Annotated in this window: 15 protein-coding genes; 1 reads left to right on the top strand and 14 read right to left on the bottom strand. The window is 74.4% G+C overall.

Annotation, left to right across the window (positions count from 1 at the left end):
- Positions 1–30 precede the first annotated feature (30 nt).
- The 8 genes from IG69_RS0103460 to IG69_RS0103425 form a co-directional block, all read right to left on the bottom strand.
- Positions 31–3,582 (bottom strand): ATP-binding cassette domain-containing protein, encoded by a 3,552-nt coding sequence (locus IG69_RS0103460; protein WP_030526784.1) that lies wholly within the window; start codon positions 3,580–3,582, stop codon positions 31–33.
- 56 nt (positions 3,583–3,638) lie between these two features.
- Positions 3,639–6,881: a fused isobutyryl-CoA mutase/GTPase IcmF gene (icmF, locus tag IG69_RS0103455; protein ID WP_030526783.1), complete on the bottom strand. Its 3,243-nt coding sequence runs from the start codon at positions 6,879–6,881 to the stop codon at positions 3,639–3,641.
- Between the two features lie 61 nt (positions 6,882–6,942).
- Positions 6,943–7,992, bottom strand: coding sequence for a GGDEF domain-containing protein (locus tag IG69_RS0103450; RefSeq protein WP_051750119.1), 1,050 nt, complete (start codon positions 7,990–7,992; stop codon positions 6,943–6,945).
- Positions 7,993–8,084: 92 nt separating this feature from the next.
- A complete protein-coding gene (aroQ, locus tag IG69_RS0103445; protein ID WP_030526781.1) occupies positions 8,085–8,531 on the bottom strand; it encodes a type II 3-dehydroquinate dehydratase in 447 nt (148 codons plus the stop codon).
- Between the two features lie 105 nt (positions 8,532–8,636).
- Entirely contained in the window at positions 8,637–11,279 is a 2,643-nt protein-coding gene (locus IG69_RS0103440; protein WP_030526780.1) for a DUF4153 domain-containing protein, read from the bottom strand.
- Positions 11,276–11,974 (bottom strand): response regulator transcription factor, encoded by a 699-nt coding sequence (locus IG69_RS0103435; protein ID WP_030526779.1) that lies wholly within the window; start codon positions 11,972–11,974, stop codon positions 11,276–11,278. Before IG69_RS0103435 ends, IG69_RS0103440 begins: the two co-directional genes overlap by 4 nt.
- A gap of 89 nt (positions 11,975–12,063) precedes the next feature.
- Positions 12,064–12,747 (bottom strand): NADPH-dependent F420 reductase, encoded by a 684-nt coding sequence (locus IG69_RS0103430; protein ID WP_030526778.1) that lies wholly within the window; start codon positions 12,745–12,747, stop codon positions 12,064–12,066.
- A 40-nt stretch (positions 12,748–12,787) separates the two neighbouring features.
- A complete protein-coding gene (locus IG69_RS0103425) occupies positions 12,788–13,747 on the bottom strand; it encodes a GlxA family transcriptional regulator (protein ID WP_051750117.1) in 960 nt (319 codons plus the stop codon).
- A gap of 82 nt (positions 13,748–13,829) precedes the next feature.
- Here IG69_RS0103425 and IG69_RS0103420 point away from each other — a divergent pair, with 82 nt between their 5' ends.
- The gene (locus tag IG69_RS0103420) at positions 13,830–14,120 is read left to right on the top strand and encodes a hypothetical protein (protein WP_030526776.1); all 291 of its coding nucleotides are present in this window, start codon (positions 13,830–13,832) and stop codon (positions 14,118–14,120) included.
- A gap of 24 nt (positions 14,121–14,144) precedes the next feature.
- On the opposite strand, the gene IG69_RS0103415 is transcribed toward IG69_RS0103420, so the two are convergent.
- The 6 genes from IG69_RS0103415 to IG69_RS0103390 all read right to left on the bottom strand — a co-directional run bounded on the left by IG69_RS0103415 (position 14,145) and on the right by IG69_RS0103390 (position 21,220).
- A complete protein-coding gene (locus IG69_RS0103415) occupies positions 14,145–14,897 on the bottom strand; it encodes an SRPBCC family protein (protein WP_030526775.1) in 753 nt (250 codons plus the stop codon).
- Positions 14,898–14,904: 7 nt separating this feature from the next.
- Complete coding sequence (locus IG69_RS0103410; protein ID WP_030526774.1) at positions 14,905–15,753, bottom strand: FAD binding domain-containing protein; 849 nt, start codon at positions 15,751–15,753, stop codon at positions 14,905–14,907.
- Positions 15,750–18,230, bottom strand: a complete 2,481-nt coding sequence (locus IG69_RS0103405) for a xanthine dehydrogenase family protein molybdopterin-binding subunit (RefSeq protein WP_030526773.1) — start codon at positions 18,228–18,230, stop codon at positions 15,750–15,752. Before IG69_RS0103405 ends, IG69_RS0103410 begins: the two co-directional genes overlap by 4 nt.
- Positions 18,230–18,712 (bottom strand): (2Fe-2S)-binding protein, encoded by a 483-nt coding sequence (locus IG69_RS0103400; RefSeq protein WP_030526772.1) that lies wholly within the window; start codon positions 18,710–18,712, stop codon positions 18,230–18,232. The genes IG69_RS0103405 and IG69_RS0103400 overlap by 1 nt, the downstream gene beginning before the upstream one ends.
- Positions 18,713–18,924: 212 nt before the next feature.
- The gene (locus tag IG69_RS0103395) at positions 18,925–20,091 is read right to left on the bottom strand and encodes an XdhC family protein (protein WP_030526771.1); all 1,167 of its coding nucleotides are present in this window, start codon (positions 20,089–20,091) and stop codon (positions 18,925–18,927) included.
- Entirely contained in the window at positions 20,084–21,220 is a 1,137-nt protein-coding gene (locus tag IG69_RS0103390) for a vWA domain-containing protein (protein ID WP_030526770.1), read from the bottom strand. Before IG69_RS0103390 ends, IG69_RS0103395 begins: the two co-directional genes overlap by 8 nt.
- Positions 21,221–21,231: the final 11 nt, after the last annotated feature.

Below are 21,231 nucleotides of genomic sequence, written 5' to 3'. Positions count from 1 at the left end.
GCCCGGGGCTCCCGGGCGGCCCGCGTCGGCTCAGCCGGCGAGGTGCCCCCAGGCGCCGGACAGCTCGCGCCACGGCCCGGTCGCGGCCACCCGCCCGTCGACGAGCACGACGACGCGGTCGGCCTCGGCCAGCGCGGCGCGCTTCGAGGTGGCGCCGACGACCGTCGTGCGGCGGGCGCGCAGGGCCTGCCACAGCTCGACCTCCGTCGTGGCGTCGAGCGCGCTCGAGACGTCGTCGGCGAGCAGCAGCTCGGTCTCGGCGGCAAGGGCCCGGGCGAGGGCCAGCCGCTGCACCTGCCCTCCCGAGAGCCGCACCCCGCGGTGGCCGACGAGCGCGTCGTGCCCGCCGGCCTCGCGGACGTCGTCACCGAGCCGCGCGTCGGCGATGGCGCCCTCGAGCGAGCGGCCGTGCCCGAGGGCGACGTTGTCGGCGAACGAGCCGGAGAGCACCCGGGGCACCTGCGCCACGTGGGCGACCTGGCCCGGCCGGAGGAACACCTGGGCGTCGTCGACCTCGACGCCGTTCCACGTGATCGAGCCGGTGTGCTCGAGCAGGCCCGAGAGCGCGGACAGCAGGCTCGACTTGCCGGAGCCGACCTGCCCGAGGAGCAGGACGAGCTCGCCGGCCTGCACGGTGAGGTCGACGCCCTCGACCCCGCGGGTCCCGTCGTCGTGGACGGCCCCGACGCCGCGCAGGCGCAGCTCGCGCAGCGGCACCCGGCCGGAGACCGGGGCAGGGGGCGCGGTGCCGGCGACGAGGTCGACCCCCGCCGGCAGCCGCACGAGGTCGACGCCGCCGGCGAGCCGGCTCGTCGCCTGCTGCCACGAGCGCGTGCCCGGGGCCTCGGTGACGACGGCGCCGGCGACCCGGCCGAACCAGTCGAAGCCGTTGACGGCGCCGGCGACGAGGATCGCGGTGGCGAGGGACCATCCGCCGAGGACGTAGGTGCCCCAGGCCGCGACGACGCCGGCCTGCACCATGACGATCGGCACGCCGTCGAGCACGGCCTGGACGCGGTGCTCGAAGACGGCCGCGCGCACCCGCCCGGCGTCGACCCGCCGCAGGTGGCGGTGGGCGGACGGGGTGGCCGCGGCGAGCTTGACCGTGCGGGCCGACTCGAGCACCGACACGACGGCCCGGCCGAAGCGCGCGCGGGCCCGCGAGGACTCGGTGGCCGAGCGGCCGGCGATCGGCCGGCCGACCGCCGAGGCGAGCGCCGCCCCGACGAGGACGCAGAGCAGCACCCCGCCGGCGAGCAGGCTGCCGCCGAGCAGCGCGGTGACGACGACGATGCCGAGGCCGTTGAGGAAGTCGACCCACCGGTCGGCGTACAGGGCGTAGCGGTCGGCGTCCATCGACCGGGCGACGACCTCGCCGGCCGGGGTGCGCTCGAGCCGGTGCTGGCGGGTCTGGCCGAGCAGCACCGACATCCGGACCCGGAGCATGACCTCGATCCACCAGCGGGGGTAGCGACGCATGGCCGCGACGAGGACGAACGGCGCGACGAGCACCGACGCCGCGGTCAGCCCGGTGAGCACGACGGTCGTCGGGTCCCACGCGGCGTCGGCCTGCAGGCGCTCGACGAGGCGGCCCCAGACGAACCCGGTGCCGGCCCCGAAGGCGCCGCCGAGCGCGGAGACGAGGAACAGGACGGCCGGCCACACGCCCCAGCGGGGGCGGACGAGCAGCGCCGAGAGGATGCCCCGGGTCAGCGAGGGCCCGTGCCCGGGGTCCGGCAGCTCCGGGGGCGGCCCGGCCCGGCGCGCCCCGGCGACGGCGGTGGCGGTGGGCTCGGACGCAGGGTCGGCCGGGGCCGGCTGCTCCGGGCGGCCGGGCTCGAGGTCGTCGCCGCTCGCGGCGAGGAGGGCGCGGAAGGGACCGTCGGTGCGCGCGAGCTCGGCACGCGCCCCCTGCTGGACGACGCGACCGTGGTCGAGGACGGCGACGCGCTCGGCCCGCCGGGTCGTCGAGAGCCGGTGCGCGACGAGGATGCCGGTGCGGCCGGTCAGCAGGCGGTCGGCCGCGCGCACGACGAGGGCCTCGGTCAGCGGGTCCATCCGGGCCGTGGCCTCGTCGAGGACGACGACGGACACGTCGCGCACGAGCAGGCGGGCGAAGGCGACGAGCTGCTCCTCGCCGGCCGACAGCGAGGTGCCGCCCGGGCCGAGGAGGGTGTCGAGGCCGTCGGGCAGGCCCGCGACCCAGCGCTCGAGCCCGAGCTGCGCGACCGCGCCCTCGATGCGCGACCGGGGCAGGTCGGCGAAGAGGGTGATGTTCTCGGCGAGGGTCCCGGCGAGCACCTCGGTGCGCTGCGTGACGACGCCGACCGCGGCGCGCAGCTGCTGCAGGTCGAGGTCGAGGACGTCGACACCGCCGAGGAAAACCGTGCCCGGCTCGGGCTCGACCGCTCGGGAGACGAGGGAGGCGAGGGTCGACTTGCCCGACCCGGTGCGCCCGACGAGGGCGCAGGTGCGGCCGCCGGGCACCGTGAGGTCGACGTCGCGCAGCGCGAAGTCGCCCTGGGCGTACCCGAAGTGCAGGTCGCGGAACTCGAGCTCGAGGGGGCCGGCGGGGACGGGGAGACCGCCGGTGGGCTCGGGCGCGGCGCCGAGGAGCTGCCGCAGGCGCGTCACGGCGCCGAGCCCGGCCTGGAGCTCGGGCAGGTGGCGGGCCATCTGGTCGACCTGGCCGACGAAGGTGCTCGTGACGAGGAAGAGCGTGACGAGGCGGGCGACCGACAGGCCTCCCCCGGCGACGAGGGCCACCCCGGCGACGCTCGTGCCGGCGAGCATGCCGTAGAGCAGCACGCCGGTGCGGCGGGTGACCCGCGCCTGGAGGTCGACGACCTGCGCGAACCGCTGGTGGACGACCGACGACAGGGTGGCGAGACGGGCGACGACGTGGGCCTGGCCGAGGCTGGTCCGCAGGTCGTCGCGGGCGGTCACGCCCTCCTCGAGGGCCGCGGCGTGGTCGGTCCAGGCGACCTCCTCGGCGACCTTGCGCTCGGCGATCGTCGGCAGCAGCCGGCGGACGAGGAGCACGGCGGCGGTCGCGGTGACGGGGAACAGGACCCACGCGGGCCACCACGTGAGGCCGGCGACGACCCACATCGGCACGGCGGCGAAGACGGTCTTCAGCGCGTCCCACACCTGGCGGCGCAGCATCGTGCCGACGTCGTGGGTGTCGGCGTCGACGCGGTCGAGGATCTCGCCGACCGCCTGCTCGCCGAGGGCGGGAAGCGGCTGGGCGAGCGCGGCGGCGACGAGGTCGTCGCGCAGCCGGCCCTCGGCGTGGTCGACGACGCCGGCCCACACGGTGCGGCCCGCGGTGTCGAGGATCGCGGCGCCGACGACGCACAGGGCGAGCAGCCCGACGAGGCGGGTCGACGGGTCGGCGGCGAGGAGGCCGGCCACGACCGTGCCGAGCGTCCGGCCGAGCGCGCCGGTGGCCGACGCGACGAGGGCGAGGCCGGTCGGCCAGCCGCGCAGCCGCCCGAGCCGCAGGGTGCGCTCGGCGGGCACGACGGCATCACCCGCCGGCGCGAGCGTCGGCGTGACGGGTGCTGCGGTCGTCGTCCCCACGTGAGAAAACTACGGCGTGCCACCGACGCCCGGCACCCGGGTTTCCGGGCGCGGGGTCAGACGTTGCGGCGGTACTGCCCGCCCACCTCGAAGAACGCCTCGGTGACCTGCTGGAGGGAGCACACGCGTGCGGCGTCGACGAGCACGGCGAACACGTTCTCGCCGTTCGTCGCGGCGGCCTTGAGCCGCGCGAGGGCGACCTCGGCCTCCTCGCGGTGGTCGGCCCGGAAGGACTCGACACGGGCGAGCTGCCCCTCCTTCTCCTCCTCGGTGGCGCGCGCGAGCACGACCTCCTTGGGCGAGACGTCGGCCTCGGGCCGCACGAAGGTGTTGACGCCGACGATCGGCAGCGAGCCGTCGTGCTTGCGGTGCTCGTAGAGCATCGACTCGTCCTGGATGCGCCCGCGCTGGTAGCCGGTCTCCATCGCGCCGAGCACGCCGCCGCGCTCGGAGATGCGGTCAAACTCGGCGAGCACGGCGGCCTCGACGAGGTCGGTCAGCTCGTCGACGACGAACGAGCCCTGGAGCGGGTTCTCGTTCATCGCCAGCCCCCACTCGCGGTTGATGACGAGCTGGATGGCCAGGGCCCGGCGCACCGACTCCTCCGACGGGGTGGTGACGGCCTCGTCGTAGGCGTTGGTGTGCAGGCTGTTCGCGTTGTCGTAGATCGCGGTGAGCGCCTGCAGCGTCGTGCGGATGTCGTTGAAGTCCATCTCCTGCGCGTGGAGGGACCGGCCGCTCGTCTGCACGTGGTACTTGAGCTTCTGGCTGCGCTCGTTGGCGCCGTACTTCTCGCGCATCGCCACCGCCCAGATGCGTCGGGCGACACGGCCGATGACCGTGTACTCCGGGTCCATCCCGTTGCTGAAGAAGAACGAGAGGTTCGGCGCGAAGTCGTCGATGGCCATGCCGCGCGCGAGGTAGGACTCGACGTACGTGAAGCCGTTGGCGAGGGTGAACGCGAGCTGGCTGATGGGGTTCGCCCCGGCCTCGGCGATGTGGTAGCCGCTGATCGAGACCGAGTAGAAGTTGCGGACCTGGTTCTCGATGAACCACTCCTGGATGTCGGCCATCATCCGCAGCGAGAACTCGGTGGAGAACAGGCAGGTGTTCTGGCCCTGGTCCTCCTTGAGGATGTCGGCCTGCACCGTGCCGCGAACGGTCGCGAGAGCCCGGGCGCGGACGGCGTCCCGCTCGTCGTCGCTCGGCTGACGACCGTTCTCCTGCACCCACTTCTCGACCTCACGGTCCATCGCGGTGTTGAGGAAGAACGCGAGGATGGTCGGCGCGGGCCCGTTGATCGTCATCGAGACGCTCGTCGTCGGCGAGGTGAGGTCGAAGCCGTCGTAGAGCGCCTTCATGTCGTCGAGGGTCGCGACGGAGACGCCGGAGGTGCCGACCTTGCCGTAGATGTCGGGGCGGCGGTCGGGGTCGCGGCCGTAGAGGGTGACGGAGTCGAACGCCGTCGACAGGCGTGTCGCCGGCTGCCCCTCGGAGAGCAGCTTGAAGCGGCGGTTGGTGCGGAACGGGTCGCCCTCGCCTGCGAACATCCGGGCCGGGTCCTCGTTGTCGCGCTTGAACGGGAACACGCCTGCGGTGAAGGGGAACCGGCCGGGGAGGTTCTCGCGGCGGAGGAACGTGAGCAGGTCGCCGTCGTCGGCGTGCCGCGGCAGGCTGACGCGACGGACGACGTTGCCGGACAACGTCTCCCGCGTCAGCTTTGTGTGGATCTCCTTGTCGCGCACCGTGACGACCTGCTCGTCGCCCGAGTACGCCTCGACGACGGAGGGCCACTGCTCGAGGGCCTTGCGGGCCTCGGCGGGCAGGGCGTCGCGCGCGTCGGCGAGCAGCGCGTCGAGGTCGGCGGTCTCCTTGCCGGCGGCCGCGAGCGCCTCGCGGGCGTCCCCGAGGCGCTGCACCCGACGGGCGGCGTCGGCCCAGCGCTCGGTCTCCGCGTGGAAGCCGCGGACGGTCTCGGCGATCTCGGCGAGGTAGCGCACCCGCTGCGGCGGCACGACCTGGCGCAGCATCGTCGAGTGCCGGACGTCGACCGGGGCGAGGGCGCCGTCGTCGACGGGCAGGCCCTTCGCGGCGAGCTGCGCGCGAAGCTCCTGGTAGAGCGCGGTGACGCCGTCGTCGTTGAAGGTCGCGGCGCTGGTGCCGAAGACGGGCATGTCCTCCGGCTTCTTCCCGAAGGCCTCGCGGTTGCGGACCATCTGGCGGCCGACGTCGCGCAGGGCGTCGAGGGCGCCGCGTCGCTCGAACTTGTTGACGGCGACGACGTCGGCGAGGTCGAGCATGTCGATCTTCTCGAGCTGGCTCGCGGCCCCGAACTCCGGCGTCATCACGTAGAGGTTGACGTCGGCGTACGAGGTGATGGCGGCGTCCCCCTGGCCGATGCCGGGGGTCTCGACGACGACGAGGTCGTAGCCGGCGGCCTTGAGGACCGTGAGGACGTCCTCGAGGGCCTCGGGGACCTCGCGGTTCCCGCGCGTCGCGAGGGAGCGGAAGTAGACCCGGTCGCCGTCGAGGCTGTTCATCCGGATGCGGTCGCCGAGCAGCGCCCCGCCGCCGCGACGTCGCGTCGGGTCGACGGCGACGCAGGCGATGCGCAGCTTGTCCTGCTGGTCGGTGCGCAGCCGGCGGACGAGCTCGTCGGTGAGGCTCGACTTGCCGGAGCCGCCGGTGCCGGTGATGCCGAGGACCGGCACGGTGCGGGCCGCGGCGGCGCGCTGCAGCTCGCCGCGGAAGGCGTCGTCGAGGTGGCCGGTCTCGGCGCCGCTGATGGCGCGCGCGACGGCCGAGCGCTCCCCGGAGAGCACGGCCTCGACGCTCGTCGGCGCGAGCTCCCAGAGGTCGTTGTCGCAGGCGGCGACGACCTGGTTGACCATCCCCGGCAGGCCGAGCCGCTGGCCGTCCTCGGGGCTGAAGATCGTCACCCCGGCGGCGCGCAGCCGCTCGATCTCGCGCGGGACGATGACGCCGCCCCCACCGCCGACGACCTGCACGTGGCCGGCGCCGGCCTCGCGGAGCAGCTCGACGAGGTACTCGAAGTACTCGACGTGCCCGCCCTGGTAGGAGCTCACGGCGATGCCCTGCGCGTCCTCGTCGAGCGCGGCGTCGACGACCTCGCGGACCGAGCGGTTGTGCCCGAGGTGGACGACCTCGGCGCCCTGGCTCTGCATGATCCGCCGCATGATGTTGATCGACGCGTCGTGCCCGTCGAACAGGCTCGAGGCGGTGACGATGCGGACGGGGTGGGTCGGGACGTGGAGTCCGTCGCTCGGCTGCGCTGCCATGGGGTGGTCCTTCCGGGGTCGCCGGGTGGCGTTCTCCCGAGATAGTAGGACGTCCAACTACCTACCCGGAAGTCACGACCTCGGCGGGAACGGTGCCGACCTGGTCGCGCCCGGCCCGCTTCGCGACGTACAGCGCCCGGTCCGCGGCCGCGTAGAGGTGACGCAGGTCCACCGCGTGCGTCGGGGCGTGGGCCACGCCGACGCTGATCGTCAGCGCGATCGCCTCGTCGTGCGCCCGCTGGAACGGGCTCGCGCGGACGGCCTCGACGAGCTCGGACGCACGACGACGCGCCGCCTCGTGCGTGCTCCCGGGGAGGAGGAGGGCGATCTCGTCACCGCCGAGCCGGCTGATGACGGCCCCCGGTCCACCGTGCCGGCGGACGGTGTCGGCCAGGTGGACGAGGACGGCGTCCCCCGTCGGGTGCCCCCAGGTGTCGTTGATGGTCTTGAACTCGTCGACGTCGAGCAGGACGAGCGCCGTCCCGCCGTCACCGTCGGCGACGGAGAGGGCGGACCGGGCGGCGTCGTCGAGCACCCGACGCGTGACCAGTCCCGTGAGCGGGTCGACGGCCGCCAGCTCCCGCAACCGGTCCGTGAGCCGGGCGTTGCGCTCACCGGCCCGGACCAGGAGCCACGTGCTCAGCACGAGCGCCACGCTGACGTATAGGAGGTCGACGGCGGCGTCACCGGACGGCGTGACCGACACCACGAGGACCCCGTCGGCGACCACGGCACAGGTGGTCACGAGCCAGGCCGACGCCCCCGGCAGCTGCGAGGCGGCGAACAGGACCGGCGCGCAGAGGAAGACCTGCCCCGACGCCGACGCGTCGCGCGACGCGAGGCCGGAGAGCACGATGGTGAGGATCCCCAGGAGCGGGACGGGGAGCCAGAGCCAGGACTGCAGCCTCTCGCCGGCGACGACGAGGAGGGCCCCGACGACCATCATCGCGAGCGACGCGCCGATGACGGCGGCCTTCATCCCGGTGGACATGCCCTGGGGGACGAGGCTCGTCATCATCACGCTGAGCCCTCCGGCGACGAGACAGAGCACCGCGCCGAAGCGGGCGGCCGTCTCGCGGTCCCGGGGCCTCGGGAGGGACGGCGGTCGCATGCGGCAAGGCTAGGGAGAGCCCCCCGGCCCCGTGGCCGGCTTCGACCGACATCGGCCGTAGGGACCACCGGGTCGGACCGATCGGCCGCGGGTCACGACCCCGCGGGACGGGACGCCAACCAGTCGACGGCCTCGGCGTAGCCGGCGACCCCGTGCCCGACGACGTGGTGGTCGCAGACGTCGGCGAGGTAGGAGAAGTGGCGGAACTCCTCGCGCGCGTGGATGTCGCTGATGTGCACCTCGACGCGCGGCACCCGGCAGGCCGCGAGCGCGTCGCGCAGGGCCACCGACGTGTGCGTGTACCCGGCCGCGTTGACGACCATCCCGGCGATGCCGGAGCGCCCCTCCTGCACCCAGTCGACGAGCGTGCCCTCGTGGTTGGACTGCCGGAAGTCGACGGTCAGGCCGTGCCGTGCGGCCGCCTCGCGGCAGAGGCGCTCGACGTCGGCGAGGGTCTCGTGGCCGTAGACCGCCGGCTCCCGCTCGCCGAGCAGGTTGAGGTTCGGTCCGTTGAGCACGAGCACGGTGCGGGCGTCCATGCGCCGCAGCATGCCATCCACGACGGCTCACCCGTCGAGTGAACAGAACACGCCGCCGGCACCCTGCTGCGGACGGCGCGTCCTGTTCACTCGACGGGTGGGGGCTCAGCGTCGGAGCGTGTCGGTCATCACCGCGTCGCACGAGGCCGGCGCGGATCCGGGCTGCGGCCGGACCCCGTCGAAGGCCGTGACCGCGCGGGATCGGCCCAGGTTCCACGACAGCCAGTCGTCCGGACCCGGGCCGGAATCCCCCCAGAGGCTCGACACCGGGGCGTAGGCGGCGATGCACTCGACCACGTCGCGGGGCAGGCGGTCGGCGATGGCCGGTGCCGCGTCGGCGGAGAGGCTCGACAGGTAGAGCAGGTCGAGGGTGCGGCCGGCCTCGTAGCGGTCGATGTTGCGGTCCGCCACCCACGCGTCGGGGTTCATCGCGGCGAAGCCGAGGGTGAAGACCGCCCCCGCCACGAGGACCGCCCGGGGCACCCAGCGCCACGACAGCCGCAGCACGCCGACGAGGAGCAGCACGACGACCGTGCCGAGCCACAGCTCGAACCCGTCGACGAAGACGCGCAGCACCGTGTAGCCGAACGCGTCCTGGTACAGCGACATCCGCGAGAGCGCCGAGGCGACGACCGCCAGCGTCGCGAGCCCGAGCCCGCCGAGCAGCGCCCGCAGGACGAGCCGGTCGCGCGCCGACTCCCGCGCGGCGACCCGCAGGGTCGTCGTGATGACGAGGACGGTCAGCGCCGTCGCGACGGTGAGCTGGCCGAACCCCTGGTGGACGTACTCGGCGTGCGTGAGGCCGGTCGTGCGACGCAGGTAGGCGTCCCCGCCGAAGAGCGCCGCGGCCTGGGCGACGAGGAAGCCGACGAAGAGCGCGAGCACGAGGCCGACCGGGACCGCCCACTCCCACACGGGGCGCCCGCGCCGCCGCTCGGGCAGCACGACCGCGTCGACCTGTGGCGGGTTGAGCGCGAGGTAGGCACCGGTCAGGGCCACCCCGGACAGGAGGACGAAGGTGAACCCGCGGACGACGATCGAGTCCCACCCGAGGTCGGGCACGAGGGCCGCCGCCCACGAGCCGAACACGGCGTCACCGGTGGCGAACAGGCCGCCGAAGACCACGAGGACGAGCGCGGAGACCGCGACGGTCCGCACCACCGGCCAGAGCATCCCGACCCGGCTCGTCGCCGTCAGGGTCCGCCCGAGCAGGGGCAGGCCGCGCAGCGCCGAGAGCGGCCACGCCGCCCAGCTCGCGACGATGGCCAGGAACCCGTGCGCCCGGGTCAGGGCGGCGGCCGTGACGGCGACCCCGGCGAGCACCGAGAGGACGACCACGCCCCCGGCGTCGCGCAGCGTGGGGACGAGCGCGAGCAGGGCGGCGGCGACCCCGCCGGCGACCGTCCACGGGTCGCGCCGGTGCCGCGCGACGACCCACATGAGCCCCCCCGTCGCGAGCATGACGAGGCTCGTCACCAGCCCGATGTTCCGGTCGACCCACGTCAGCGCACCGAGCAGCCCGATGCCGAGCGCCGCGGCCACGACCCCGACGCGGGGACGGCCGTCGGGCTCGGGCCACAGGCGCGCGACGGCGCCGTCGACGGGCCCGGCTCCCCCGCCGTAGGGGACGGCTGGGGCCGAGGGGGTCGCGGTCATGACGGGCTCCGGTGTGGTCGGTGGGACGGGGTCGCTGGACGGGGTGGAAGCGGCGAGCTCCTCGCGGACGTGCGAGGGGCGCCGGTCGCTGGGGGCGGTCGGCAGGGTGACCCGCAGGGTCGCGCCGGTCGCGCCGGCTGGCGTCGGGACGACCTCGACGCGGCCGCCGTGCAGCTCGCAGACCCAGCGGACGATGGCGAGCCCGAGACCGGTCCCGCCGGCGGCGTCGGCGCCGGTACCGAACCGCTCGAAGACGCGCTCGGCGTCCGCCGCGGGGATGCCGGGGCCGTCGTCGCGGACCTCGAGCACCCAGCGGCCGGCCTCGCCCGCGCGTGCGTCGAGCCGGACGTCGCCGTGGGCGGGGCTGTGCCGCACCGCGTTGTCGACGAGGTTGGCCACGAGCTGCGCGAGGCGTGCGGCGTCACCGGTCACCGTGAGGTCGGGTGGCGACACCCGGTGGCGCACCCGGACCGGCCGGGCGGCGACCCGCGCCTCGTCGACCGCCCGGGTGAGCAGCGACTCGACCGGCACCGGCGCGAGGGCGAGCGGAGCCACCCCGGCGTCGACACGAGAGAGGTCGAGCAGGTCCTCGACGAGCGCCGAGAGCCGTTCGGCCTGCGCGAGAGCGGATTCCAGCGTGGCGCGGTCCGGGGTCGACACGCCGTCGACGAGGTTCTCCAGCAGGGCCCGCTGGGCGGTCAGCGGCGTGCGCAGCTCGTGGGAGACGGTGGCCACGAGCCGCCGCCGCTCGAGGTCGGCGCCCGCGAGGTCCGCGGCCATCGCGTTGAACGCACGCGCCAGCTCGCCCACCTCGTCGGACGAGCTCGTCGCGACGCGCTGGCCGTAGTCGCCCGCCGCCATCCGCCGGGCCGCCCCGGTCATCTCGCGCAGCGGCGAGGTCATCCCCCGCGCCAGCCACTGCGTCACCGCGACGGCCGCGCCGGCGGTCACCGGCAGGCTCGTCCACCAGGGCACCCCGGCGCCGTCGCCGATGGCGGCGACGAGCACGCCGGCGAGGACGCTCGCGCCGACGAGGACGCCGAGCTTGAGCTTGATCGAGGTGACCCCGTCGAGGGGGCGGTCGGCGTTCACCGCACGACCTCGAGGGCGTAGCCGACCCCGTGCACGGTGCGCACCCGGTCGGCGCCGATCTTCGCGCGCAGCGCCTTGACGTGGCTGTCGAGCGTGCGGGTGCCCGAGGCGTCACCCCAGCCCCAGACCTCGCGCATCAGCTCCTCCCGCGGGCGCACGACACCCGGGGCGGCCGCGAGGGCGCAGAGGAGGTCGAACTCCAGCGGCGTGAGGTGGACCTCGACTCCGTCGACCGCGACCCGCCGGGTGGCGGGGTCGACGACGAGGCCCGCGAGGTCCACCCGGCCGGTCGAGCGGGCCAGCTGCTCGGCCCGCTCCACGCGGCGCAGCAGCGCCCGCAGCCGGGCGACGACCTCGCGCATCGAGAACGGCTTGGTCACGTAGTCGTCCGCACCGACGCCGAGACCGACGAGCAGGTCGGTCTCGTCGTCGCGCGCGGTGAGCATGAGCACGGGCACCGGCCGCAGGGCCTGGATGCGCCGGCACACCTCGAGGCCGTCGAAGCCGGGGAGCATCACGTCGAGGAGCACCGCGTCCGGGTCGTGCTCCTCGAACGCGACGACGGCCGCCGGGCCGTCGCCGGCCGTGACGACGCCGAACCCCTCGGCGCGCAGCCGGTCGGCCACCGCCTGCCGGATGGTCGGCTCGTCCTCGACGACGAGGACGACCTGCGCCCCGCTGCTCCCCTCGCTCATGCCGACGAGACTAGGGACACCGGCGTGGGGGGCGCCCGCGTGACGTGTGGAGATCGTGTGAAGGAGCGGCCCGGGGCGGGCCGCTCGCCTCACATGTCGCGGTAGCGGCGGGCGGCGGCGACCCGCTCGCGCAGGCGCGCGGCGTCGGCGGGCACGGGGTGGGACCAGTCGTCGCCGTCGGCGTACGGCAGCCCGTAGGCGGCGGTGTCGCGCTGGGTGCGCCAGCCCTCGGCGAGCGGCCCGAGGTCGAGCGCGTCGTAGCCGATGGAGTCGAGGAAGGCGGTGACGGCGGCCTTGGCGTCCGCGTCGTCGCCCGCGACGGCGAGCGCCGAGCGGTCGGGCGCTCCTGCCGGGCGGGCGAGCGTGCCGAGGGCGCCGGAGGTGATGTTGTTGAAGACCTTGACGACCCGGCTGTCCGCGAGGTGCTCCTGGACGAGCTCGCTCGTCGTCGTGCTCTCGTCGTCGAGCGCGGCGACGTGCCCGTCGCGCTCCGGGTAGTAGTTGATCGTGTCCATGACGACCTTGCCGGCGAGCTCCGCGGCCGGGAGGTCGCGCAGGGCGACCAGGGGCACGGTGACGACGGCGAGGTCGGCGGCCTTCGCGGCCTCCTGCGGGGTCGCGGCGCAGGCCAGCGGGCCGAGCTCCTCGACGAGGTCGCGCAGCGTCTCGGGGCCGCGCGAGTTGCTGAGCACGACGTCGTGGCCGGCGGCGACCGCCAGCCGGGCCAGGGTGCTCCCGATGTGTCCTGCTCCGACGAGTCCGATGGTGCTCATGGCGAGGAGAACGACGGCGGGCGCGGGCCCATTCCGACCCTCAGGCACCCTCGGGGCAGCGGTACTGGCTGCGGAAGGCGGTGGGCGAGAGACCGGTGCACTTCGTGAAGTGGTGCCGCAGGAGCGCGGCGGTGCCGAAGCCGGCGTCCCGGGCGACGTCCTCGACCGACAGGTCGGTCTCCTCGAGCAGCTCGCGCGCCCGGAGCACGCGCTGCTCGGTGATCCACTGGTGCGGCGTCGTGCCCGTCTCGGCGACGAACCGACGGGCGAAGGTCCGCTCCGACATCGCCGCGAGGCGCGCGAGGTCGGCGACGGCGTGCTGCTCGTCGAGCCGGTCCAGGACGTGCGTGAGCACCGGCCCGAGCGACTCGGCCTCGGTCGTCGGCACGGGTCGCTCGACGAACTGGCGCTGGCCACCGTCCCGGTGCGGCGGGACGACCATCCGCCGGGCGATCCGGCCCGCGACGGCGGCCCCGAGCTCGAGCCGCACCAGGTAGAGCGCGGCGTCGATGCCCGCCGCCGTCCCGGCGCTCGTCACGACGGTGCCGTCGTGCACGTAGAGGACGTCGGGGTCGACGCTCGCCCGGGGGAAGCGGGCGGCGAGGTCGGCGGCGTGGCGCCAGTGGGTGGCGCAGCGGCGGCCGTCGAGGAGCCCCGCGGCCCCGAGCGTGAAGGCCCCGGAGCACACGGACAGCACCCACGCCCCCCGCTCGGCCGCCGCGCGCACGACACGGACCACCTCGGGCGAGGGCTGGTCGGCGCTCGAGGAGGCGGGGACCGCGACGAGGTCGGCGTCGAGCGCCGCCTCGAGGCCGTGGGCCGCGGTGACGCTCGTGCCGTTGCCCGCGTCGAGGGCCCCGGGCCGCTCGGCGCACACCCGGTAGTCGACGGGCGGGCACCCGTCGTCGGTGCGGTCGATGCCGAAGACCTCGGCGAGCACGGCGTACTCGAAGAGCTGCACGGGCTCCTGGAGGATCACGGCGACGGAGCGGAGGGGCACCCCCCGAGTATGGCAGGAAGTTGACGAGCAGCGACAGGTCTGCCACTGGTGGCGTGATCTGCATCAGGCACAAGATCGTGCCATGACCATCACGGAGATCCTCGACACCGCCACCACCCTCGCCGTCACCGGCGCGCTCGTCGCCCCGGTCGTCTACCTCCTCGAGCGGACCCACCGCCGCGCGTCGCTCGACGCGGGCGGCCGCGCCGACCGGTGGCTGCGGGCGCACGACGTCGACGACGCGGACGCCCGTCGCCTCGCGGCCGACCTGCGCGCCGCGCACCCGACCGTCGACACCCCGGCCCGGCGGACGAGCCCGAGCCGCGCGCGCCGCGTCGGCCCGCAGCCGGCGTGCGTCAGGCCGGCGCGCTGACCGCGACGCCCGCCGGCCGGGGCCTCAGCGGTTGCCGATGAGCCACCCGATGACGAGACCGATGACCCCGACGACGACGTAGGGCGCGTAGGACTTGACGAGGACCGGCAGCACGGTGGCCCCCAGGTCGATCGCGTCGTCGTCGTTCGCCGCCGGCCGGGGCGCCGGGCGCGGAGCGGGCGTGGGCGCGGGGCTCGCGGCCGCGGGGACCCCCGCGGTCGGCACCGCGACCGGCTCGTCCGTCGTTGGCGGCGCCTCGGCCGAGGCCGCCGCGCCGGCGGTCGACGCGTCGGCGGCCTCGGCCGGCGCGTCCGGTGCGTCGTCGGCGGCGGACGCCTCGCCGAGCACGCCCTCGATGCAGCCGACGAACTGGCCGAGCAGCTTGTCCGAGACGTCCTGCATGACGCCGCGCCCGAACTGTGCCGGCTTGCCCGTGACGGCGAGGTCGGTGACGACCTCGACCCGGGTGCCGGTGCCGTCCGGGGCCAGCTGGATGCGGACCGTGGCGCCGGCCGTGCCGTTGCCGCGCTTGTCCTTGCCCTTGGCCTCGATGACCGCGTGCTTGGCCGCGTCGTCCTTCTCGACGAAGTGGCCGGTGCCCGCGTACTGGAGGGCGATCGGGCCCAGCTTGACCTTCACCGTCCCCGCGAACCCCTCCTCCGAGACCTCGGTGACGGTGGCACCCGGGAAGCAGCTGCCGACCCGCTCGAGGTCCATGAACGTGGCCCACGTCGTGTCGACGTCGGCGGGGACGGTGAAGTCGTGCGTCAGCTCCATGTGGTGATCAGCCCTCCATGGCCTTCTGGACGGCCCGTCGGGTGAGGACCGTGGCGAGGTGGCGCCGGTAGTCGGCGTCGCCGTTGAGGTCGCTCGGCGGGTTGGTGCCCTCGGCGGCGGCGCCGCAGGCGTCGGCCAGGGCGTCGGCGGACGAGCCGACGAGCGCCTGCTCGACCGCACTGGCGCGCAGCGGCGTGTTGCCCATGTTCGTCAGGCCGACCTTCGCCTCGGCGATGCTGCCGCCCTCCACGCGCACCGTCGCGGCGACCGCGACGATCGACCACTGGTGGGCGACGCGCACGAACTTCTCGTACGCGGCGCCCCAGCCGGTGTGCTTCGGAATGCGGATCTCGGTGAGCAGCTCGCCGTCCTCGACCGCCGTCTCGAAGAGGTCGCGGAAGAACTCCGTCGCGGGCACGGTGCGCTCGCCGCCGGACCCCGCGATGACCATCGTCGCGTCGAGCGCGAGGATCGGCGCCCCGACGTCGCCGGCGGGGTCGGCGTGGACGATCGCGCCGCCGACGGTGCCGCGGTGGCGGATCTGCGGGTCGGCGACGGTCTCGACGGCCTTGACGAGCAGGGCCGCGTGCTCGCGCACGAGGTCGCTCGCCACGATGTCGCTGTACGCCGTCATCGAGCCGATGGCGATGTGGTCGCCGCCGTCCCGGATGCCGCGCAGCGCCTCGATCCGGCCGAGGTCGACGACCGTCTCGGGGGCGTTGAGCCGCATCCGCAGGATGGGCAGGAGCGACTGGCCGCCGGCGAGGACCTTGGCGTCGTCGCCGTGCTCGGCGAGCGCCGCGAGGGCCTCGTCGACGCTCGTCGGGGCGAGGTAGTCGAAGGATGCGGGGATCACTGCGCTGCTCCGTCCGTCGTGCCGGCTGCCGGGTCCTGGTTGGGTGCGCCCTCACCGAAGTGGGCCTGGGCGTCGGCCGTCGGGGCCTTGTCCTGCTGGGCGCCGGCCGTCCGGATGGCCTTCCACACCCGCTCGGGCGTGCACGGCATCTGGATGTCGTCGATGCCCATCGGCCGCAGCGCGTCGACGATGGCGTTGACCACCGCCGGGGTCGAGGCGATGGTGCCCGCCTCGCCGACGCCCTTCGTGCCGAGCGTGTTGGTCGTCGACGGCGAGACCGTGTGCTCGCTGACGTAGTTGATCGTGTCGGCCGCGGTCGGGAGGGTGTAGTCGACGAACGACCCGGACACGAGCGTGCCCTGCTCGTCGTACTCCGCGCCCTCCCAGAGCGCCTGCGCGATGCCCTGGACGAGGCCACCGTGGATCTGCCCCTCGACGATGAGCGGGTTGATGATCGTCCCGATGTCGTCGACGCAGACGTACTTGCGCATCGTGCTCTGCCCGGTCTCGGTGTCGACCTCCATCGCGCACAGGTGGGTGCCGTGCGGGAAGGAGAAGTCGACCGGGTCGAACGTGGCGTCGGCGTCGATGCTCGGCTCCACGCCGTCGGGCAGGTTGTGCGCCGCGAAGGTCGCGAGCGCGATGTCCGTGATGCCGATGCCCTTGTCGGTGCCCTTGACCGTGAACTGCCCGGCCTCGAACTCCAGGTCGTCGACGCTGGCCTCGAGGAGGTGGGCCGCGATGGGCTTGGCCTTCTCGATGACCTTGTCGGCCGCCCGGACGAGCGCCTCGCCGCCGACGACGAGCGAGCGGGACCCGTAGGTGTCCAGACCCTTCGGTGCGATCTGGGTGTCGCCGTGGAGGACCTCGACGTTCTCGAACGGGATGCCGAGGCGGTCGGCGACGATCTGGCTCCACGCCGTCTCGTGGCCCTGGCCGTGCGGGGTGGCGCCCGAGACGACCTCGACGGTGCCGGTGGCGAGCATCCGGATGCTCGCGCTCTCCCAGCCACCGGCGCCGTAGCTCAGCGAGCCGAGGACGCGGGAGGGGGCCAGGCCGCACATCTCGGTGAAGGTCGAGACGCCGAGGCCGAGCTGGACGGTGTCGCCGGACTCGCGCCGGCGCTTCTGCTCCGCCCGCAGCTCGTCGTACCCGAAGAGCTCGAGCGCCTTGGCCGTCGCGGCCTCGTAGTTGCCCGAGTCGTAGGTCATGCCCGCGACGGTGGTGAACGGGAACTCGTCGTGCGTGATCCAGTTCTTCTCGCGGATGGCGATCGGGTCGACCCCGACCTCCGCGGCGAGCTCGTCCATGATCCGCTCGATGGCGTAGGTGGCCTCGGGCCGCCCGGCGCCGCGGTAGGCGTCGACCCACGTCTTGTTGGTCAGCACCGTCTGGCAGTTGAACTGGTACGCGGGGAACTTGTAGATGCTGTTGAACATCCACGCCCCGAGGACGGGCACGCCGCCGCCGACGATCGCGACGTAGGCGCCGAGGTCGGCGAGGAGGTCGACCTTGAGCGCGGTGACCGTGCCGTCCTTCTCGGCGGCGAGGGTCATCTTCTGCCACTGGTCGCGGCCGTGGTGGGCCGAGACCATCGTCTCGCTGCGGGTCTCGGTGTACTTGCAGGGCTTGCCGAGCTTGCGCGCGATGGCGATCGTCGCGAACTCCTCCGGCGTCGTCTGCAGCTTGCCGCCGAAGCCGCCGCCCACGTCGGGGGCGATGACGCGGACCTTGGACTCGGGGATGCCCATCGTCGCGGCGATCGCGAAGCGCAGGATGTGCGGCACCTGCGTCGCGGACCAGATGACGACCTGCTCGCCCGTGGGGTCGACGACCGTGGAGCGCGGCTCCATGAAGGCCGGCACGAGCCGCTGCTGGCGGTACTCGCGCTCGATGACGATGCCGTCCTGGCGGGCCTTGGCGATGGCCTCCTCCACGTCGCCGCCGGTGCCGGCCGCCTTGGAGTCCAGCTGCCAGAAGGCCGACTTGTTCGTCCCGGCGTCGGGGTGCGCGAGGACCTCGTCCTTCATCGCCTCCTTGAGGTCGAGGACGGCGGGCAGCTCCTCGTAGTCGACGTCGACGAGCTCGGCCGCGTCGCGGGCGAGGGCGGCGCTGCGGGCGACGACGACGGCGACGATCTCGCCGGTGTGCGCGACGCGCTCGCTCGGGACGGGGAGGTGGGTCGGGGTGACCTGGTCCGGGGTGATCGGCCAGGCGTTGATGTTGACGCCCTGGCTGTCGGCGAGGTCGGCGCCGGTGAAGACGGCGTGGACGCCGGGAGCGGCCTTGGCCTCGTCGGTGCCGATCGAGAGGATCTTCGCGTGGGCGAAGGGGCTGCGGACCATCGCGAGGTGCAGCATCCCGGGCAGCTGGATGTTGTCGGTCCAGCGGGTGCGGCCGGTGATGAGGCGCTGGTCCTCCTTGCGGCGGCGGTCCTTGCCGACCTCGGTCGTGGGGCGGTCGTCGACGGCGGTCATCAGGCGTTGCTCCTCTCGCTGCTCATCGATCCGGCGGCGGCGGCCACGGCCTTGACGATGTTGTGGTAGCCGGTGCAGCGGCAGAGGTTGCCCTCGAGGCCGACCCGGATCTCCTCCTCGGTGGGGTCCGGGTTCTCGCGGAGCAGGTCGACGGCCTGCATGATCATCCCCGGTGTGCAGTAGCCGCACTGGAGGGCGTGGTTCTCGTGGAACGCGGTCTGCATCGGGTGCAGCTCGCCGTTGGTGGCGAGCCCCTCGATGGTCGTCACCTCGTGGCCGTCGGCCTGGACGGCAAGGACGTTGCAGGACTTGACGCTGCGCCCGTCCAGGTGGACGGTGCACGCACCGCAGTTGCTGGTGTCACACCCGACGACGGTGCCGACCTTGCCCACGACCTCACGGAGGTAGTGGACGAGCAGCATCCGGGGTTCGACGTCGTCGGCGTTGGAGACGCCGTCGACGGTGACGTTGATCCGAGTCATCATTGACTCCTTCGCGAGTGGATCCGTGGTCGTGTCCGTGATCTTGCTTCACCCATCGTCGGTCGGCAAGGGGTATGGACGAACCCGCCGACCGGACAGGTCGCTGCGGCTTTCCGCACAGGAAACGGCCGTCGGGGCACGCCGAATCGCGTTGCGCCACAACCGGGTCGCGACGCCACCGCATGGACGCCGCGGATGCGGTCGGATCCGCCTCAGACGGGCGCAGGTGCGGCGGTCTCGGCGTCCTCGCCGTGGTGGTGGATGGGACCGCCGACGTCCTGGAGCCGCTTGCCACCTCCGCCCCACTGCAGGGCGACGATCTCGGCGGCGATGGACACCGCCGTCTCCTCCGGTGTGCGAGCACCGAGGTCGAGCCCGATCGGGCTGGAGAGCCGGGCGAGCTCGTCGTCGGTGACGCCCGCCTCGCGCAGCCGCTCGAGCCGGTCCTCGTGGGTGCGCCGGCTCCCCATCGCCCCGACGTAGGCGACCTCGGGCAGGCGCAGCGCGCGCTCGAGGACGGGCACGTCGAACTTGGGGTCGTGGGTCAGCACGCAGACGACCGTGCGCCCGTCGACCGCCCCGGCCTCCTGCTCGGCGGCGAGGTACTTGTGCGGCCACTCGACGACGACCTCGTCGGCCGCCGGGAAGCGGGAGCGGGTCGCGAACACCGGCCGGGCGTCGCACACCGTCACGCGGTAGCCCAGGAAGCTGCCGACGTGGGCGACCGCCGCCGCGAAGTCGATGGCGCCGAAGACGAGCATCCGCGGGCGCGGGGCGAAGGCGTTGACGAAGACCCGCATCCCCTCGCCGCGGCGCTCGCCGTCCGGGCCGTAGGTGAGGGTCTCGGTGCGGCCGGAGGCGAGCAGGCCGCGGGCGTCGTCGGCGACGGCGGAGTCGGCCCGGGGGGAGCCGATCTCGCCGACGACCGGCACCTCGGCGTCCTCGGGGCGCACGACGAGGCGGCGGCCCAGCCACGCGGGGTCCGGGTGGTCGATGACGGTGGCGACCGCGACCGGGCGCCCGGCGGCGACGTCGTCGGCGACGTCGCCGAGCTCGGGGAAGGTCGCCCGGGAGACCGGCTCGACGAAGACGTCGAGGATCCCGCCGCAGGTCAGGCCGACGGCGAAGGCGTCGTCGTCGGAGACGCCGTAGCGCTGCAGCACCGGCGTCCCGCCGTCGACGACCTCCTGCGAGAGCTCGTACACCGCGCCCTCGACGCAGCCGCCCGACACCGACCCGACGGCCTCGCCGCCCGGGCCGAGCAGCATCGAGGCGCCCGCCGGCCGCGGGGCCGAGCGGAACGTCGCGACGACGGTCCCCACCCCGACGGTCTCGCCGGCCCGCCACCAGGTCATCAGCTCGTCCAGCACGTCACGCACGCGCGACCACCTCCGTCAGCTCCTCGAACGCCGCCATCGAGTGCCCGGCGACGAAGTCGTCGACGTGCGGCAGCACCGCCATGATGCCCCCCTGGACCGGTTCGTAGCCCGCCCTCCCCCGGTGCGGGTTGACCCACACGACCCGGTGGGCGACCGCGTGCAGCCGCCGCACCTGCTCGCCGAGCGCCTCCGGGGCGTCGCGCTCCCAGCCGTCGCTGAACACGACGACGACCGCGCCGCGGGCCATCCCCCGGCGGCCCCAGCGGTCGAGGAAGACCTTGAGCCCCTCGGCCAGACGGGTGCCGCCGGACCAGTCGGGGATCGCCTCCCCCGCCGCGACGATGGCGCGGTCCGGGTCGCGCTGCTGCAGCGGACGGGTGACGTGCGTGAGGCGCGTGCCGAGGGTGAAGACCTCGGTCGGAACGTCCGACACGCAGTAGGTGTGGCAGAGCCGGACGAGCGAGTCGGCGTAGGCGCTCATCGACCCGGAGACGTCGAGGAGGAGGACGACACGACGCGGCCGGCTGCCGCGGCGGCGCCACGCGACCTCGCCGGGCTCCCCCATCCGCCGGAGCATGGCGCGCAGCGTGCGGCGGGCGTCGACGGCGCCGCGGGGGGACTCCTCCCAGCGGTGCGCCCGGCGGCGGGGCGCGCGGGGGCGGAGGCGACCGAAGAGCCGCGCGAGCTCCTCGCGCTCGCGGCGGCTGAGGGTCGTGACGTCCTTGCGGCGCAGGACCTCGGTGGCGGAGGCCTGGGCGTGGACGTCGTCCGGCTCGTCGCGGCCCTCGCCGGGCCTCGGCTCCTCGGCGCCGAGGGACGCGCGGGGGACGAGCCGGCTCAGGGGGTCGCGGGGCTTCGTGCCGGCCCTCGTGCCGCCGAACCACTCGGCGAAGACGAGGTCGTGGCGCTCGAGGTCGGCCGGTGAGGCGCAGAGGGTCGCGCGGCCGGCGTGGTAGACGGCCGCCGGGTCCTCGAGCCCGACGGCGGCGACCGCCTCGAGGTAGGTGCGCTCGCGGTCGGCGGTGACGTTGACCCCGGCGGCGCGCAGCGTGCGCGCGAACCCGACGAGGACCTCCTCCGGGGTGCGGACGAGCTCGGCGGCGTCGAGGCGGTGCTGGGCGATGGTCATCGGCGTGGCGC

Source organism: Phycicoccus jejuensis (assembly GCF_000720925.1).
Classification (GTDB): Bacteria; Actinomycetota; Actinomycetes; order Actinomycetales; family Dermatophilaceae; genus Phycicoccus; species Phycicoccus jejuensis.
Note: the sequence above shows the minus strand (reverse complement) of the source record. Positions and strands in the feature narration are given on the sequence as shown.

Excerpts from the sequence above, each read along its gene's own strand:
- icmF (WP_030526783.1), bottom strand. The coding sequence starts at position 6,881 with ATGGCAGCGCAGCCGAGCGACGGACTCCACGTCCCGACCCACCCCGTC.
- IG69_RS0103450 (WP_051750119.1), bottom strand. The coding sequence starts at position 7,992 with ATGCGACCGCCGTCCCTCCCGAGGCCCCGGGACCGCGAGACGGCCGCC.
- aroQ (WP_030526781.1), bottom strand. The coding sequence starts at position 8,531 with ATGGACGCCCGCACCGTGCTCGTGCTCAACGGACCGAACCTCAACCTG.
- IG69_RS0103435 (WP_030526779.1), bottom strand. The coding sequence starts at position 11,974 with ATGAGCGAGGGGAGCAGCGGGGCGCAGGTCGTCCTCGTCGTCGAGGAC.
- IG69_RS0103430 (WP_030526778.1), bottom strand. The coding sequence starts at position 12,747 with ATGAGCACCATCGGACTCGTCGGAGCAGGACACATCGGGAGCACCCTG.
- IG69_RS0103420 (WP_030526776.1), top strand. The coding sequence starts at position 13,830 with ATGACCATCACGGAGATCCTCGACACCGCCACCACCCTCGCCGTCACC.
- IG69_RS0103415 (WP_030526775.1), bottom strand. The coding sequence starts at position 14,897 with ATGGAGCTGACGCACGACTTCACCGTCCCCGCCGACGTCGACACGACG.
- IG69_RS0103405 (WP_030526773.1), bottom strand. The coding sequence starts at position 18,230 with ATGACCGCCGTCGACGACCGCCCCACGACCGAGGTCGGCAAGGACCGC.
- IG69_RS0103400 (WP_030526772.1), bottom strand. The coding sequence starts at position 18,712 with ATGACTCGGATCAACGTCACCGTCGACGGCGTCTCCAACGCCGACGAC.
- IG69_RS0103390 (WP_030526770.1), bottom strand. The coding sequence starts at position 21,220 with ATGACCATCGCCCAGCACCGCCTCGACGCCGCCGAGCTCGTCCGCACC.